14 protein-coding genes and 1 tRNA gene are annotated in these 15,700 nt (G+C 59.5%); 10 read left to right on the top strand and 5 right to left on the bottom strand.

All coding sequences use genetic code 11. The features are described from left to right. From V0R60_RS26335 to rluD, 4 genes are all read right to left on the bottom strand, one after another. Positions 1 to 76, bottom strand: a tRNA-Asn gene (locus V0R60_RS26335). 295 nt (positions 77 to 371) lie between these two features. Continuing rightward, positions 372 to 2,936, bottom strand: coding sequence for an ATP-dependent chaperone ClpB (gene clpB / locus V0R60_RS26330; protein WP_136474494.1), 2,565 nt, complete (start codon positions 2,934 to 2,936; stop codon positions 372 to 374). A 124-nt stretch (positions 2,937 to 3,060) separates the two neighbouring features. Then, positions 3,061 to 3,801: a peptidoglycan editing factor PgeF gene (gene pgeF, locus V0R60_RS26325; protein ID WP_136474493.1), complete on the bottom strand. Its 741-nt coding sequence runs from the start codon at positions 3,799 to 3,801 to the stop codon at positions 3,061 to 3,063. After that, positions 3,798 to 4,760: a 23S rRNA pseudouridine(1911/1915/1917) synthase RluD gene (gene rluD, locus V0R60_RS26320; protein WP_136474492.1), complete on the bottom strand. Its 963-nt coding sequence runs from the start codon at positions 4,758 to 4,760 to the stop codon at positions 3,798 to 3,800. Before rluD ends, pgeF begins: the two co-directional genes overlap by 4 nt. A gap of 150 nt (positions 4,761 to 4,910) precedes the next feature. On the opposite strand from rluD, the gene V0R60_RS26315 reads away from it, so the two are divergent. The 10 genes from V0R60_RS26315 to V0R60_RS26270 all read left to right on the top strand — a co-directional run bounded on the left by V0R60_RS26315 (position 4,911) and on the right by V0R60_RS26270 (position 14,566). Beyond that, positions 4,911 to 5,927 (top strand): outer membrane protein assembly factor BamD, encoded by a 1,017-nt coding sequence (locus V0R60_RS26315; protein WP_136474491.1) that lies wholly within the window; start codon positions 4,911 to 4,913, stop codon positions 5,925 to 5,927. Positions 5,928 to 6,020: 93 nt separating this feature from the next. Further along, on the top strand, positions 6,021 to 6,251 hold the full coding sequence (locus tag V0R60_RS26310; protein ID WP_136474490.1) for a PP0621 family protein: 231 nt from the start codon (positions 6,021 to 6,023) through the stop codon (positions 6,249 to 6,251). 171 nt (positions 6,252 to 6,422) lie between these two features. After that, complete coding sequence (locus V0R60_RS26305; RefSeq protein WP_330080040.1) at positions 6,423 to 7,193, top strand: FadR/GntR family transcriptional regulator; 771 nt, start codon at positions 6,423 to 6,425, stop codon at positions 7,191 to 7,193. Positions 7,194 to 7,282: 89 nt separating this feature from the next. Next, complete coding sequence (locus tag V0R60_RS26300) at positions 7,283 to 8,485, top strand: ABC transporter substrate-binding protein (protein WP_330080039.1); 1,203 nt, start codon at positions 7,283 to 7,285, stop codon at positions 8,483 to 8,485. 64 nt (positions 8,486 to 8,549) lie between these two features. Then, positions 8,550 to 9,410 carry a branched-chain amino acid ABC transporter permease gene (locus V0R60_RS26295; protein WP_330080038.1) on the top strand — a complete coding sequence of 287 codons (861 nt, stop codon included), beginning with the start codon at positions 8,550 to 8,552 and terminating at the stop codon, positions 9,408 to 9,410. Between the two features lie 2 nt (positions 9,411 to 9,412). Next, positions 9,413 to 10,423, top strand: a complete 1,011-nt coding sequence (locus V0R60_RS26290) for a branched-chain amino acid ABC transporter permease (protein WP_330080037.1) — start codon at positions 9,413 to 9,415, stop codon at positions 10,421 to 10,423. Beyond that, on the top strand, positions 10,420 to 11,172 hold the full coding sequence (locus tag V0R60_RS26285; RefSeq protein WP_330080036.1) for an ABC transporter ATP-binding protein: 753 nt from the start codon (positions 10,420 to 10,422) through the stop codon (positions 11,170 to 11,172). Before V0R60_RS26290 ends, V0R60_RS26285 begins: the two co-directional genes overlap by 4 nt. Further along, positions 11,172 to 11,867 (top strand): ABC transporter ATP-binding protein, encoded by a 696-nt coding sequence (locus V0R60_RS26280; RefSeq protein WP_330080035.1) that lies wholly within the window; start codon positions 11,172 to 11,174, stop codon positions 11,865 to 11,867. The genes V0R60_RS26285 and V0R60_RS26280 overlap by 1 nt, the downstream gene beginning before the upstream one ends. 13 nt (positions 11,868 to 11,880) lie before the next feature. Further along, positions 11,881 to 13,155, top strand: a complete 1,275-nt coding sequence (locus tag V0R60_RS26275) for a Zn-dependent hydrolase (protein WP_330080034.1) — start codon at positions 11,881 to 11,883, stop codon at positions 13,153 to 13,155. Between the two features lies 1 nt (position 13,156). Then, positions 13,157 to 14,566 (top strand): amidase, encoded by a 1,410-nt coding sequence (locus V0R60_RS26270; RefSeq protein ID WP_330080033.1) that lies wholly within the window; start codon positions 13,157 to 13,159, stop codon positions 14,564 to 14,566. Between the two features lie 6 nt (positions 14,567 to 14,572). Here the strand turns inward: V0R60_RS26270 and thiO are convergent, their stop codons facing one another. Then, a complete protein-coding gene (thiO, locus tag V0R60_RS26265; RefSeq protein WP_330080032.1) occupies positions 14,573 to 15,667 on the bottom strand; it encodes a glycine oxidase ThiO in 1,095 nt (364 codons plus the stop codon). Positions 15,668 to 15,700: the final 33 nt, after the last annotated feature.

Below are 15,700 nucleotides of genomic sequence, written 5' to 3'. Positions count from 1 at the left end.
TGGCTCCGCGACCAGGACTCGAACCTGGGACCCAATGATTAACAGTCATTTGCTCTACCGACTGAGCTATCGCGGAACTACAACTTCAAGTACTGCAATTTCGAAAACTGTATCACTACCGCTTCGAACTCTTCGACCTTGTGCATCGCTGCGTTCATGTCTCTGAGGCGCGCTATTCTACAACTTTCAAAACCCTTGTCAACCCTTAATTTGCATTCAACTTACTGATTTGCAACTTTTTTTCAGATTCCCAATTTTGCCGGAAACCTGCGGGGTGACATACAGCGGGGCGCACTTTACAAGCAGTTGAGAAAAAATGCAAAGAAAAAAAAGGCCTCGAAATCGAGGCCTTAACTTAACCCACCGAAAAATCAGGCAAAGACGATTTCTTCGCCCTCTACCTTGGCGGTGATTCCGGTGCCAGGCAGGAACTTGCCAGCCAGGATCAACTGCGCCAACGGGTTTTCGATCCAACGCTGGATGGCGCGTTTCAGAGGCCGTGCGCCGTAGACCGGGTCGTAACCGACAGCGATCAGTTTATCCAGCGCTTCGTCGCTCAGCTCCAGGCTCAGGTCGCGCTCAGCCAGACGGCTGCGCAGACGGCCCAGCTGGATCTGAGTGATGCCGGCGATCTGGTCTCGGCCCAGAGGCTCGAACACCACCACTTCGTCGATCCGGTTGATGAACTCAGGGCGGAAGTGTGAACCCACCGCATCCATCACTGCAGCCCGTTGCGCTTCGCGATCCCCTACCAGCTCCTGGATCTGCGACGAGCCCAGGTTGGAGGTCATCACGATCACGGTATTACGGAAATCTACCGTGCGGCCGTGGCTGTCAGTCAGGCGTCCATCTTCAAGCACCTGCAGCAACACGTTGAACACATCCGGATGCGCCTTCTCGACTTCGTCGAGCAGCACAACGGCATAAGGCTTACGCCGTACCGCTTCGGTCAGGTAGCCACCTTCCTCGTAGCCGACGTAGCCTGGTGGAGCACCGATCAGTCGAGCCACGGAATGTTTCTCCATGAACTCGGACATGTCGATACGCACCATTGCCTCTTCAGTGTCGAACAGAAACTCGGCCAGCGCCTTGCACAGCTCGGTCTTACCTACCCCGGTTGGGCCGAGGAAGAGGAACGAGCCACTTGGCCGGTTCGGGTCGGACAACCCGGCACGCGAACGCCGTACCGCGTTGGAAACCGCAACCACGGCTTCTTCCTGCCCGATCACCCGTTCGTGCAACAGGCTTTCCATTTTCAGCAATTTATCCCGCTCGCCTTCAAGCATCTTGGACACAGGGATACCGGTCCACTTGGAGACGACTTCGGCAATTTCTTCTTCAGTTACCTTGTTACGCAGCAACTGGTTCTCGGCCTTGCCATGCTGGTCGACCATCTGCAGGCTGCGCTCCAGATCCGGGATAACCCCGTACTGCAGCTCGGCCATGCGGCTGAGGTCGCCTTTGCGTCGAGCGGTTTCCAGCTCTTGGCGCGACTGTTCGATTTTCTGCTGGATCTGCGCAGAGCCCTGCACTTCGGCTTTTTCCGACGTCCAGATTTCTTCCAGATCGGCGTACTCACGTTCCAGACGGGCAATCTCTTCGGTCAGTTTTTCCAGACGTTTGAGCGCGGCCTCGTCTTCTTCTTTCTTCAGCGCCTGGGATTCAACCTTCAGTTGAATCAAACGGCGCTCCAGGCGATCGAGCACTTCAGGCTTGGAGTCGATCTCCATACGAATGCGGCTGGCCGCTTCGTCTACCAGGTCGATAGCCTTGTCCGGCAATTGCCGGTCGGTGATGTAACGATGGCTGAGCTTGGCTGCGGCAATGATTGCACCGTCGGTGATCGCCACCTTGTGGTGAACCTCGTAACGCTCCTTGAGGCCACGCAGAATGGCGATGGTGTCTTCCTCGCTCGGCTCCTCGACCAGTACTTTCTGGAAGCGCCGCTCAAGTGCTGCGTCTTTTTCGATGTACTGGCGGTACTCGTTCAAGGTTGTAGCACCGACGCAGTGCAGCTCACCCCGCGCCAGGGCGGGTTTGAGCATGTTGCCAGCGTCCATGGAGCCTTCGCCTTTACCGGCGCCGACCATGGTATGCAGCTCGTCGATGAACAGAATGATCTGCCCTTCCTGTTTGGACAGTTCATTGAGCAACCCTTTGAGGCGCTCTTCGAACTCACCGCGGAACTTGGCACCTGCAATCAACGCACCCATATCCAGCGAGAGCAGACGCTTGCCTTTAAGGCCGTCCGGCACTTCGCCATTAATGATGCGCTGGGCCAGGCCCTCGGCGATCGCGGTTTTACCCACACCAGGCTCACCGATCAGCACCGGGTTGTTTTTGGTACGACGCTGCAACACCTGTATGGTGCGGCGAATTTCGTCATCACGGCCGATCACAGGATCGAGCTTGCCGTCTTCGGCGCGCTTGGTCAGGTCGACGGTGTACTTGTCCAGGGCCTGACGCGACTCTTCAGCGTTCGGGTCGTTGACTGCCTCACCGCCACGCAGGTTGCTGATGGCATTTTCCAGGGCTTTTTTGGTTACGCCCTGGCTCAGCAGCAATTTGCCGAGCTTGCTGTTCTCGTCCATGGCGGCGAGCAGCACCAGTTCACTGGAAATGAACTGGTCGCCCTTCTGCTGGGCCAGGCGGTCAGCCTGGTTGAGCAGGCGCGCCAGGTCCTGCGACATGTTCACGTCGCCGGTAGGGTTCTGGATTTTTGGCAGTTGGTCGAGTTCGTTGCTCAATGCCTTGCGCAGGCCATTGACGTCAAAGCCCACCTGCATCAGCAACGGCTTGATCGAACCTCCTTGCTGATCGATCAACGCTTGCAGCAGGTGCGCAGGTTCGATGGCAGGATGGTCCATACCAACAGCCAGGGATTGGGAATCAGATAACGCCAGTTGTAGCTTGCTGGTCAAACGGTCTATTCGCATAAGTTACCTTCCTTTTTGGGCAGGCCGGAGCGATGGACACACCTGATGAAGATAAACCTGCCAGAGATACCCCATTAGATAAGGATGATTCTGGAGGATTCAAGCTTAGCGGGGTTGATTCAGGTCAGCGTGGAGCGAGCCAGATCAAAGAGGCAAAGCGACCGCCTTGGGGGGTTCGCCGGTAAGAATAGAAGCGCTGATCGCTGACGGTGCAGTAACCCCCGCCATACACCGCTGTTACACCACGGACAGCCAAACGCAGGCGAGCCAGCATGTAGATATCGGCCATCAGTTTATCCGCACTTGCGCCGGGCACGAAGGCCTGGGCAGTTTCCGGATGAACGGTCGTGAAGGCATCGCGCACTTCCAGACCTACTTCAAAGGCTTGCGGGCCAATAGCCGGGCCCAGCCACACCAGCACCTCTTCTGGAGGCAACGCCAGGCGATCGAGCGTGGCCTCGATGACGCCATTGGCCAGGCCACGCCAGCCCGCATGAGCAGCGGCTACCCGGGTACCGGCGCGATCACAGAACAGCAATGGCAAGCAATCGGCGGTCATCACCGTGCAGGCAACGCCTGGAGTGGCGGTCCAGCTGGCATCGGCCTCGGCAATTATGCTCGGGTCGGCATCAGCCACCACTACGCCATGCACCTGCTTGAGCCAGGCAGGCTGGATACCGAATTCGGCGGTAAGGCGCCGACGGTTCTCGGCGACCGCGTCGGGCGCATCGCCCACATGGTCGCCAAGGTTGAAGCTTTCGTATGGGGGCAGGCTAACACCCCCTGCCCGCGTAGTGACGCACGCGCGAACCCCGGCTGGCGCAGGCCAGTTGGGGATCAGCAGTTCGCGCGCCAGCTCACTCATCCGACGAACGCATCGCGGTCTTGCTTGAGCAGCGACAGCAGCCAGACGAAATCGTCTGGAAGCGGCGACTCCCACCCCATGCGCTCACCTGTTGCCGGGTGATCCAGCTCCAGGAAACGTGCATGCAGGGCCTGACGCGGGAACGTCTTGAGCGCCTCGACCATGGTGACGCTGGCCGCGGGTGGAATGCGGAAGCGTCCGCCGTAGACCGGATCACCGACCAACGGAAAGTTCACGTGAGCCATGTGCACGCGGATCTGGTGGGTGCGTCCGGTTTCCAGCTTTACCCGTACGTGGGTATGGGAACGGAAGCGGTCCAGTACACGGTAATGGCTGACGGCCGGCTTGCCGCCTTCGGTCACGGCCATGCGCTGACGCTGGCCACCATGACGACCGATAGGTGCGTTGATCTTGCCACCTGCAGTGACTACACCAATTACGATGCATTCATAGATGCGGCTGACGCTGCGACTTTGCAACTGAGTAACCAGTTGTGTCTGCGCCTGAATGGTCTTGGCCACCACCATCAGACCCGTGGTGTCTTTGTCCAGACGGTGAACAATGCCTGCACGCGGGACGTTGATGATATCCGGTACGTGGTGCAGCAAGGCATTGAGCAAGGTGCCATCGGCGTGGCCAGCAGCCGGGTGAACCACCAGCCCTGCGGGCTTGTTGATTACCAGGATGTGTTCGTCTTCATAGACGATATCCAGCTCGATATCCTGGGCCACCCACTCACCCTGGGCTTCTTGCTCGGCCTCGAGAGCCAGCATCGCGCCGCCATGGACGATATCGCGTGGACGCAGGACGGCGCCATCAACCGTCAGGCGCCCCTCCTTGATCCAGGTGGATAGGCGCGAGCGCGAGTGCTCAGCGAACAATTGGGCGGCGACTTGGTCGAGGCGTTGCCCGCCCAATTCGGACGGCACCTCTGCGCTAAGTTGAATGATCTCGGACATGCTCGAATCAGCGGGCGGCACAGCCTTTGGTTTCGACTGCGCGCTTGTGGTTAAATACGACGTCTTTTGCCCCGGGTGTTGCATCGGGGTGCTCATCATAACAGGACGGCCACGCCCAAGACAGCGGCCGTCATAGGGACGCAAGCCGCCATGCAAGTGAAACACCTGCTGCTGATCGCCATCCTCGGACTGACCGCTGCTTGTTCTTCGAAGGAAGTCGTCGACGAAAACCTGAGCGAAGCCGAGCTGTACCAGCAGGCGCAGGCCGATCTGGACAACCACAGCTATACCAGCGCCACCAGCAAGCTCAAGGCTCTGGAATCGCGCTATCCGTTCGGTCGCTATGCCGACCAGGCCCAGCTCGAGCTGATCTACGCGAACTACAAGAACGCCGAGCCCGAAGCTGCCAAGTCAGCCGCCGAGCGTTTTATTCGCTTGCACCCACAGCATCCGAACGTCGACTACGCCTACTACCTCAAGGGCCTCACCTCCTTTGACCAGGACCGTGGCCTGCTGGCGCGCTTCCTGCCGCTGGACATGACCAAGCGTGACCCGGGTGCTGCCCGCGACTCCTACAACGAGTTCGCCCAGCTCACCAGCCGCTTCCCCAACAGCCGTTACTCGCCAGACGCCAAGCAGCGCATGATCTACCTGCGCAACCTGTTGGCGGCTTACGAAATCCACGTCGCCGACTACTACCTGAGCCGCCAGGCTTATGTAGCTGCCGCCAACCGTGGTCGTTATGTAGTCGAGAACTTCCAGGAAACCCCATCGGTCGGTGACGGCCTGGCGGTGATGACCGAAGCCTATATGCGTCTGCACCTGGACGAGTTGGCCGCCACCAGCCTGGAAACCCTCAAGCTCAACTACCCGGATCACCCAAGCCTGGTGGACGGTCAGTTCGAGCCCAAGCAGGATGAAGCCGACAACCGCTCCTGGCTGTCCAAGGCCACGCTGGGCCTGATCGAAAGCGAAACGCCGCTGCCACCGGGTGAAACCCGCGCAAACCAGGACGTTATCCGCCAGTACGAAGACGCCAAGGAAGCGATTCCAGCCGACCTGCTGCCAAAAGACGGCGACGCCGTGCAGGAAGAAGAACACGAAGCGGAAGGCAACAACGACGACCGCTCCTGGTTCAGCTACATGACCTTCGGCGTGTTTGACTGATCAATCACGCAACAGATAAAGGGTGGCTCAGGCCTCCCTTTTTTTATGCCTGAGCCCTAGAATTGAAGCTCTTCATTGATAAAGCTGAACACCATGGTTCGCCTACTTTTTTGGATTGCCCTGATTGCCGCCGCTTTCTGGCTGTGGCGCAAGTTCAAGGCCAGCACTGCTGCCAGGCCTGACAACAGTCTTGAAGACCCGCTGAAAATGGTGCGCTGCGCCCATTGTGGCGTGCACCTGCCCAGCGATCGTGCCTTGCACCGGGGCTCGCAGTGGTATTGCAGCCCGGCGCATCTGGAGCAAGGGCCGGGCGCGCAACGTTAACTCGCTTTATCTGTGGAGCCGGCAAACGCCGGCGCCCACAAGGTAGTTCGCACATACCCGTAAGCGACCTTAAGCCATCATTTGCGACACCCTCCCCCTATCCCCTGTTGACCTGCTCGGCCAAAGATTATTAAGTGCTATTTATCCGCATAAATACGATAAATAGCTCCCATGCTCAAACGCCCGCTCAAGCGCAAACGTCAGAAGCTCTCGGACATGATTGTCGAGTCGGTAAAGCGCTCGATCGTCATCGACGCCCTGCGCCCCGGTGACCGTCTACCGACCGAGCGCGAACTAATGGAGAGTTTTGAATGCTCCAAAGGCACTGCCCGTGAAGCGCTCAAGGCCCTGGAAGTCGAAGGTCTGGTCAACACCCGCACCGGCCCTAGCGGCGGCGCCTACCTTAATGAAGCCGGCACTGAGCCCGCTAGCCGCGCCCTGCGCAACTATCTGCACTTTCAGCAACTCGATGGCGAGCAGGTATACCAGCTACGCAAAGTCATCGAGGTGGAACTGGCTGTAGCGGTAATTGGTCGTCTGGACGAAAGCGACTTCGACGCGCTGCAGGCCAATATCAAGTGCTGCAGCACCCCGGAAGACAGCGAGCAGGGTCAACGCGAACAGCGTCTGGCCGAACTTGAGTTCCACAATATTCTAGCCCGACGCTGCCCCAACCCCTTGCTGAGTTTCATGGCAACGTTTCTCAACGATCTGCTGCGCGATCTGGTGGTGCTGAAAAAAGCCTACAAACCCAAGCGCCAGCAGTTCGACGCTGCCAACATCGATTACCACAAGCAATTGCTGGTGGCCCTACGTGCCGCCGACGAACCCGCTGTACGCCGACTGATGCACGAGCACATGTGCGATGCCGAACAACACATGACCGCTCTGGAAGGCGAAGTCGCCCGTAACTTTCTTCTGGAGTTCGACCACCACCACTGATCCCGCTGACCAGAGGCCTGCACACAGGCCCGGCCGCTCCGCTTTGTCATTGCCACTCCTGCCTAATAACCAGAACCAAGGAGTTACCCATGCAAAGACGTACCCTGCTCAAGGCAGGCCTTGCCCTTGGCAGCCTCGGTTGTATCCCAGCCGGGATGCGCCTGGCCTACGCCGAAGAGCCGATTACCTTCTACGGTTTGAAATCGATGTCCGGGGCCTTTGCCAGTTACGGCAAGTACGCCGACATGGGGTCACGCCTGGCCATTTCCGAACACCCGCAACTGCTCGGCCGGCCGTTGAAGTACAAGGTGATCGACACTGAAGGTAATGCGGGCAAAGCGGTGCGCAAGGTCCAGGAGGCTATCGGCCAGGATCAGGCGCGTTTTTTCCAGGGCTGCACCCTGTCCTCCTCGGCGCTGGCGGTGTCGAAGGAGATCCACAAGGCAGGTGGCGTGTTCATGACCCCGGTAGGAGCCGACGAGATAACCGGCAAGGACTGCAATTCCTCGACCTTCCGCTGGTCGGTACCCACTTACGGCGCTATCCGCGAAACGCTGGTGCCAATGATTCGCCAGCTACCGGCCGCCAAGCGCTGGTACACCATCACTCCGCAATACGTATTCGGCGACGCGCTGCTGGAGAACGCCCGCAAGGTGTTCCAGGAATTCGGTGTCGAACATATCGGCAACAGCTACCACTCGCTGCAAGAACAAGAGTTTTCCGGTTATCTGACCAATGCCATTGCCGCCAAGCCGGACGTGCTGGTGCTGCTCAACTTCGGTAGCCAGTCGTCAAACGCGCTGCGCCAGGCAGTGAACTTCGGCATCAAGGAGCGCATGAAAGTGCTGCTGGTGTGGTCGGCAGGGCTGGATCAGTTCCAGGAGTTGGGCAGCGATGTACTCGAAGGGGTCTATCTGGGGGCGCAGTACTGGCATCAGGTCGACACCCCGCTCAACAAAGCACTGGTCAAGGCTACGCAAGCGGCCTACGGCATCAATCCCAACTACCCACTGGCCGCTGACTATATCGGCACTCGAGTGATGCTCGAAGCCATTATCAAGACCGGCAGCCTCGACGGCGTCGCCATCGCCAAGACACTGCAGGGTATGAGCTTTCAAGGGCCAACCGGGGATGAAGTGATTCGTCCCGGTGATCATCAGGTAATGAAGGATTACTACCTGCTGCGCGGCAAGCCGCAGGCGCAGATGCGTGACGAAGATGACCTGGCCGAGGTAATCAGCGCTGGCCGCTCCTTCATCGACGTCGCCAATACCGGTTGCGCCCTGGCCTGACCCCCGGCGCTCGCTATCACACTACTGCAATGCAGCCGTTACGCGCGCTGCAGAGGGTTCGTGCATGCTCAGTCTTTACCTGTTCCAGCTACTCAACGGCCTTGGCCTGGGGATGATTTACTTCCTGATCGCCGTGGGCCTGACCATTATCTTCGGTTTGCTCAACTTCGTTAACTTCGCTCACGGCGCATTTTTTCTGCTTGGTGCGTACTTGTGCTACACCGTCGTGGCGCTGACCGGCAACTTCTGGGTCGCGCTACTGCTGGCCCCGCTGGCAGTCGCAGCACTGGCCTGGGCGGTCGAGCGATTATTGATCAAGCGCATCTACCACTTGCCGCACACTTTTCAGATTCTGGTAACCCTGGGGATTGCACTGATTATCCAGGAGGCTTCAGTACTGATTTGGGGCCCAGTGGGCAAAAGCATCGCCGTACCTCAAGAGTTGCGCGGCGTGCTGATCATTGGCGATTTCATCTATCCCTACTACCGCCTGTTCCTGATTGGCTTCTCCGCCCTGATCGGCCTGGGCCTATGGCTGTTGCTCGAGCGCACGCGCTTCGGCGCACTGGTGCGGGCCGGTAGCGAAAGCACAGAAACAGTTTCGTTGCTGGGCACCAACATTTTCCGCCTGTTTTCCCTGACCTTTGCCCTCGGCGTTGGCCTGGCCGGCGTCGCTGGCGTGCTGTTTGCGCCACTGCGTGGCGCGCAACCGTTCGTCGGGCCAGAGATTCTTGGCATCGCCTTTGTCGTCGTGGTGATTGGCGGCATGGGTTCGTTCGGCGGCGCGCTGGTTGGCGGCCTGCTGGTTGGGGTAGTGCAAAGCATGATGACCACCATTTGGCCGCAAGGCGCCAGCTTGATGATTTACGGGGCCATGGCCGCTGTGATTCTGGTGCGTCCATACGGTCTGTTCGGGAGAGCATGAAGATGAGCGATAAGAACCCGTTGCCGATGGCCAAGGGCCGTTCACCCACATTGTTGCTGCTGGTGATCGCCACGCTGATCGGTCTGCCACTGCTGTTGCCATCAACCACCCTGGCCACCGAGATTCTGATATTTGCCCTTGCGGCACTGGCCTGCAACCTGCTGCTGGGTTTCACCGGACTGTTGTCGTTCGGCCAGGGGATCTTTTTCGGCGTGGGCGCCTACGGCGCGGCACTGTTGATGATCCATTTGCACTGGGGCATGTTTCCCGCCTTGCTTGGCGCGGCGGTGTTTGGCGCGATGCTGGCGCTATTGGTCGGTGCCCTGGCCATTCGCCGTACCGGCATCTACTTCGTCATGCTGACCCTGGCCTTCAGTCAGATGGCTTATTTCCTGGCCTACACCCTCAGCGACTGGACTGGCGGCGACAACGGCCTGCTCGAGGTGCCGCGGCCTGATCTGTCGATTGCGGGTCATGTACTGGTCGACCTGAGCGATCCACGCCACTTCTATGCCTTTGTAGCCGTGCTTTTCCTGCTGATATTCGTGGGCGCACAGCGGGTAATCCGTTCACCGTTCGGCAGCACCCTGCTGGCGATTCGCGAGAACGAAACCCGCGCGGCAGCCATTGGCTATGACACACGCCACTTCAAGATCCTGGTGTTCATGTTGTCCGGCGCAGTTACCGGCATTGCCGGGGCGCTGTACGCGATGTTGCTGCATTTTGCCCCACTGTCGAACATCGACCTGGTGATGTCGGAAAACATTCTGATCATGACCATTGTCGGCGGCACCGGCTCGCTGTTTGGCTCGCTGCTGGGTGCAGGCTCCATCGTCTTGCTCGGCGATGTCCTCTCGGACCTGTGGCCACGCTGGCTGATGCTGTTGGGCGTGATTCTGATTCTGGTCGTAGTGTTCATGCGTGGCGGACTGTGGGGCGGCCTGGCCAATCTGGGCAAGCGTTTGTGCTCGTTGCGAAGCGCCGCGAGCAAAACCAAGGAGAACCTGCAATGAGCGATTATCTCTTGGAAACCCGCGGGCTGGAGTTGGCTTACGGCCCGTTTCGCGCGGTGGCCGGTGTCGATCTGAAAGTCACGGCGGGCACCATTCATACGGTGATTGGCCCAAACGGTGCCGGCAAGACCAGCCTCTTTCATTGCCTGACGGGCGAGCGCCAGGCCACGGCCGGCGAGATTCTGTTCGGTGGCCAGAACATCATTCGCAAGCCTTCCCATGGCCGAGTGGGACTGGGTATGGCGCGCTCATTCCAGCTCACCAGCCTGTTCCAGAACTTGAGTGTGCGCGAAAACCTGCGCCTGGCCGCCCAGGGCCGGGATGGCCTGGCCGCATTGAATTTCTGGCGCACGGTAGAGCACAAGCGCAACCACTGGGACATGGCCGACCAGGTGCTGGAGCGTCTGAAGCTTAACCAACGCGCCGACACCCTCGCTGGCGAGCTGTCTCACGGGCAGCAACGGGTACTGGAAGTGGGCATGTCGATCTGCGCCCGCCCCAAGCTGCTGATGCTCGATGAGCCAACATCGGGCATGGGCATCGATGACATTCCGTTGATGACTGATCTGATCAGCGACCTGGGTCGCGACCACACCGTACTGTTGATCGAGCACAACATGAGCATCGTCATGTCTATCAGCCAACGCATCACAGTGATGAGCCATGGCCAGATCCTGGTCGAAGGCACCCCGGAATTCGTGCGCAACGATGAGCGCGTACGCACCGCCTACCTCGGAGAAGCTGCCTGATGCTGAACGTCGAGAATATTCATTCCTATTACGACAAGAGCCATGTACTCGAGGGCGTTTCGCTGAGCGTCGGCGAGGGTGAGCTTGTGACCTTGCTGGGGCGCAACGGTGCCGGCAAGACCACTACATTGCGCAGCATCCTCGGCATTGTTCGCCCTCGCCAGGGGCAGATCCACTTCAAGGGCCAGCAACTGGTCGGTCGCGAAATCTTCGAGATTGCTCGCCAGGGCATCGCTCTGGTACCGGAGCATCGCGGTATTTTCCGCCTGCTCAGCGTCGAGGAAAACCTCAAGATCGCGGCGCGCAAGGATAGCCGTTGGCAACTGGCAGATGTCTACGCCATGTTTCCACGCCTCAAGGAGCGCCGCAGCAACAACGGCTTTGCCCTGTCAGGGGGTGAACAGCAGATGCTCGCCATCGCCCGCGCCCTGCTCAACGATCCCAAGCTGTTGATTCTTGATGAACCGACCGAAGGCCTGGCTCCAGTTATCGTGGATGAGCTGGTGAAAATCCTGCGACGAATCAAGGAAGAAGGCCTGTCGGTTCTGTTGGTGGAACAGAATCTGATGGTTTGCGACGCCCTTGCCGACCGCCACTACGTACTTGAACAAGGCCGCGTGGCTTACCAGGGCAGTGCGGCGCAGTTTCGCGCCGACCCCAGCATCAAAAACCGCTACCTGGCCTTGAGCGCCTGAAAGGAGACTGCCCATGAATACTTCAATCGATCCTACGCAGCACCTGCTCGGCAACGCGCCCTTGGTCAACCGGGACCGACTCTGGCAATCGCTGATGGACCTGGCGCAGTTGGGCGCCACCGTCAAAGGTGGCGTCTGCCGATTGGCGTTGACCGAACTGGATCGTCAGGCCCGTGACCTGTTTGTCAGTTGGTGCGAAGACGCTGGTTGCACTATCAGCGTCGACGCCATCGGCAACATCTTTGCCCGCCGTGCCGGCCGCGACGCTTCGTTGCCTCCGGTGATGACCGGCAGCCATATCGACACCCAGCCCACCGGCGGCAAGTTCGACGGTTGCTACGGGGTAATGGCCGGACTTGAAGTGATCCGCACGCTGAACGACTTGGGTATTGAAACCCAGGCACCGCTCGAGGTGGTGGTCTGGACCAACGAGGAAGGATCACGCTTTGCCCCGTGCATGATGGGCTCAGGAGTCTTCGCCGGAAAATTCGACCTGCAGCAAACCTTGGACAAGGTCGATGAGCAAGGATTGTCGGTGGGTGGCGAGCTGCAACGTATCGGTTACGCCGGGGAACGTACGCCTGTTGGTCATCCGGTAGGTGCCTATTTCGAAGCGCATATCGAGCAAGGGCCGGTGCTGGAAGATCGCCAGACCACCATCGGTGTGGTGCAGGGCTGTCTGGGCCAGAAGTGGTTCGACCTGGTGCTTACCGGAGTCGAGGCGCATGCCGGACCGACGCCGATGCACCTGCGCAAGGACGCCCTGGTCGGCGCCGCCGAGGTAATCAGTGCCATCAACCGCATTGCTCATGCGCACCAGCCGCATGCCTGCGGCACAGTGGGCTGCCTGAATTTGCACCCAGGGTCGCGCAACGTCATTCCTGGGCGGGTGAACATGACCATCGACCTGCGCCACCTTGACCCCGCGCATTTGCAGGCAATGGTCGAGGAAGTTCAGCAGGTCATAGAGAGCAGCTGCGCCAAACATGGCTTGCGCTATGAGCTGACACCAACGGCTGACTTCCCGCCACTGTACTTTGCGGCCCAATGCGTCGAGGCCGTTCGCCACGCCGCGGTCGAACTGGGTCTGAGCCATATGGAGATTGTCAGCGGTGCCGGTCACGACGCGATCTTCCTTGCGGAACTGGGCCCTGCCGGAATGATCTTTGTGCCTTGCGAAGGAGGTATCAGCCACAACGAAATTGAGAACGCTGCACCACAGGATCTGGCCGACGGCTGTGCGGTTCTGTTGCGCGCCATGCTTACAGCGGCCCAGGGAGAACATTGAGATGACCGAGAAAACCGCCATTGGCGAACTGACTGCGGTCGAATTGCTAGCACTGTATCGCAGCCGCGAACTGTCGCCGGTGGATGTCACCGAAGACGTACTGGCTCGTATTGCCCAACATAACCCAGTGGTTAATGCTTACAACCACATTGATGAGGAAGGCGCCCGTATCGCCGCGCGCGCCAGCGAAAAACGCTGGCAGCAAAACGCCCCTTGCGGGTGCCTGGATGGCGTGCCGAGCTCAATCAAAGACCTTACCCTGACCCGTGGCATGCCGACCCGCAAAGGTTCTCGCACCACCAACAGTGAAGGCCCGTGGGACATCGACGCTCCGTTCAGCGCGTTCATGCGCGAGGCCGGTGCCGTACTTGTCGGCAAAACCACGACTCCCGAGTTCGGCTGGAAGGGCGTCACCGACAACCCGCTCTATGGCATTACCCGCAACCCCTGGAATACCAGCCTCACGGCGGGCGGGTCTTCGGGTGGTGCGGCGGCTGCAGCCGCCTTGAACCTGGGCGTATTGCATCAGGGCAGCGATGCCGGTGGCTCGATCCGTATTCCTTGCGCTTTTACCGGCACGTTCGGGATCAAACCAACGTTCGGCTATGTGCCCCAGTGGCCAGCCAGTGCCATGACCATTCTTTCGCACCTGGGTCCAATGACCCGTACGGTAGAAGATGCGGTGCTGATGCTCGACTGTGTGGCCCGCCCAGACTCGCGCGACGGCTTGGCCGGTGCTGCACGTCAAACCGCTTGGCTATCCCCGGGGGAAAGTCTCAAGGGAATGCGCATCGCCTACAGCGCCAACTTTGGCTACGTGAACGTAGACCCACAGATTCAAGCACTGGTGGGTCAGGCGGTTGAAGGTCTTGCGCAGTTGGGCGCACACGTGGAAGCGGTCGACCCAGGCTTCAGTGACCCTGTGGATATTTTCAATACGCTGTGGTTCGCCGGTGCTGCTCGGCTGATTGGCCAACTCAGTGCCGAGCAACGCACACTGGTTGACCCAGGGCTGCTGCAGATCGCTGGACTGGGTGCAGGTATCAGCCTAAACGAGTACACCGAGGCGATGGAGGCCCGGGCTGCCTTGGTGGCGCAAATGAACGCCTTCCATGAACGGTATGACGTATTGGTGACGCCGACGCTGCCGCTGACCGCTTTTGAGGCGGGGCATAACGTGCCCCCTGCCTCAGGCTTCAAGCAATGGATGGACTGGACACCGTTCAGCTACCCCTTCAACCTCACCCAGCAACCGGCAGCCTCGGTGCCCTGCGGGCTTACCTCAGCCGGGTTGCCGGTAGGCCTGCATGTAGTAGCAGCACGCTTTGCCGATGAAAAGGTACTCAAGGTGTGCCAACTTTTTGAGCGACACTTCCCAACCCGGCATCTTCAAGCACCGATAATCGGCTGAGTCCGTTTACACGAGCCGGCTTGGCGCATAAGGCCGCGGATCGATGATCGGTTCGCGGCCCAGCAGCAGGTCGGCGAACAGCTGGCAGGATGCAGGCGCCAGCACCAAGCCGTTGCGGTAGTGCCCGCAGTTCAACCACAGACCTTCCCAGCCCGGTACTTCACCGATGTAAGGAATACCCTCGGGTGATCCTGGACGCAATCCCGCCCAATGACCAACCGGAGTAGCCCCGGCCAATGCTGGAAGCAATTCGATGGCTGATGCCTTCAGGCTTTCCAGCGCTTCGGCGGTTGGGGTCTTGTCGTAGCCGACGTGCTCCAGGGTGCTGCCCACCAGAATGTGCCCATCGCGGCGCGGAATCGCGTAGCGGCCCTTGGCCAGGACCATGCTGGGCAGAAAATCTTCGGCGCACTTGAACAGAATCATCTGCCCTTTGACCGGCTCCACTGGCAGTTCAAGGCCCAACGGCCGCAAAAGGTCACCACTCCACGCGCCAGCAGTCAGCACCACGCGATCACCGGCAATCGCACCGTCGGCGGTTTGCACGCCAATAATTTTTTCGCCTTCGCGAATAAAGCCAGTGATTTCACAGTGCTCGCGCAGGGTTACGTTTGGCAGTGCCTGCAGCGCCGCTTTCAGCGATTTGACCAGACGCGGGTTACGCACATTGGCAACGCCCGCCATATAGATCGCCCGCTCAAAGCCCGCACCCAGTACCGGCACAGCGTCATAGGCTGCCGAAATATCCACAGCACTCAGGGGCCGCCCTTCACGCTCAGCCCAAGCCAACGCCTCGGCCTCGTCGTCCAGGTCCAGCCAGTAAAGCCCAGTGGTGTGCACCTCGGGATCGACACCGGTGTTGGCGAACAGACGCTCTCCCAGTTGTGGATAAAAATCCTGCGACCAGTGCGCCAGTGCGGTTACGGCCGGACTGTAGCGCCAGGGGTAGAGCGGCGAAACGATGCCGCCACCGGCCCAGGACGACTCCTGCCCCAGTTCACCGCGATCACACAACACCACCTGTTCGACCTCTGCCGCCAGATTGAACGCCGTCAACAGGCCGATCACTCCGCCACCGACTATCACTACTTGCTTGGTCATCTATCGATCCAATTTCTGAAGTAAATCGCGAAA

It is taken from the genome of Pseudomonas auratipiscis, from assembly GCF_036324085.1.
GTDB classification, from domain to species: domain Bacteria; phylum Pseudomonadota; class Gammaproteobacteria; order Pseudomonadales; family Pseudomonadaceae; genus Aquipseudomonas; species Aquipseudomonas auratipiscis.
This window is presented reverse-complemented; position numbering and strand designations above follow the sequence as displayed.

Bases quoted from the DNA above. Each gene is read 5' to 3' on its own strand.
- clpB (WP_136474494.1), bottom strand. From the start codon at position 2,936: ATGCGAATAGACCGTTTGACCAGCAAGCTACAACTGGCGTTATCTGAT.
- pgeF (WP_136474493.1), bottom strand. From the start codon at position 3,801: ATGAGTGAGCTGGCGCGCGAACTGCTGATCCCCAACTGGCCTGCGCCA.
- rluD (WP_136474492.1), bottom strand. From the start codon at position 4,760: ATGTCCGAGATCATTCAACTTAGCGCAGAGGTGCCGTCCGAATTGGGC.
- V0R60_RS26315 (WP_136474491.1), top strand. From the start codon at position 4,911: ATGCAAGTGAAACACCTGCTGCTGATCGCCATCCTCGGACTGACCGCT.
- V0R60_RS26310 (WP_136474490.1), top strand. From the start codon at position 6,021: ATGGTTCGCCTACTTTTTTGGATTGCCCTGATTGCCGCCGCTTTCTGG.
- V0R60_RS26305 (WP_330080040.1), top strand. From the start codon at position 6,423: ATGCTCAAACGCCCGCTCAAGCGCAAACGTCAGAAGCTCTCGGACATG.
- V0R60_RS26300 (WP_330080039.1), top strand. From the start codon at position 7,283: ATGCAAAGACGTACCCTGCTCAAGGCAGGCCTTGCCCTTGGCAGCCTC.
- V0R60_RS26295 (WP_330080038.1), top strand. From the start codon at position 8,550: ATGCTCAGTCTTTACCTGTTCCAGCTACTCAACGGCCTTGGCCTGGGG.
- V0R60_RS26290 (WP_330080037.1), top strand. From the start codon at position 9,413: ATGAGCGATAAGAACCCGTTGCCGATGGCCAAGGGCCGTTCACCCACA.
- V0R60_RS26285 (WP_330080036.1), top strand. From the start codon at position 10,420: ATGAGCGATTATCTCTTGGAAACCCGCGGGCTGGAGTTGGCTTACGGC.
- V0R60_RS26280 (WP_330080035.1), top strand. From the start codon at position 11,172: ATGCTGAACGTCGAGAATATTCATTCCTATTACGACAAGAGCCATGTA.
- V0R60_RS26275 (WP_330080034.1), top strand. From the start codon at position 11,881: ATGAATACTTCAATCGATCCTACGCAGCACCTGCTCGGCAACGCGCCC.
- V0R60_RS26270 (WP_330080033.1), top strand. From the start codon at position 13,157: ATGACCGAGAAAACCGCCATTGGCGAACTGACTGCGGTCGAATTGCTA.
- thiO (WP_330080032.1), bottom strand. From the start codon at position 15,667: ATGACCAAGCAAGTAGTGATAGTCGGTGGCGGAGTGATCGGCCTGTTG.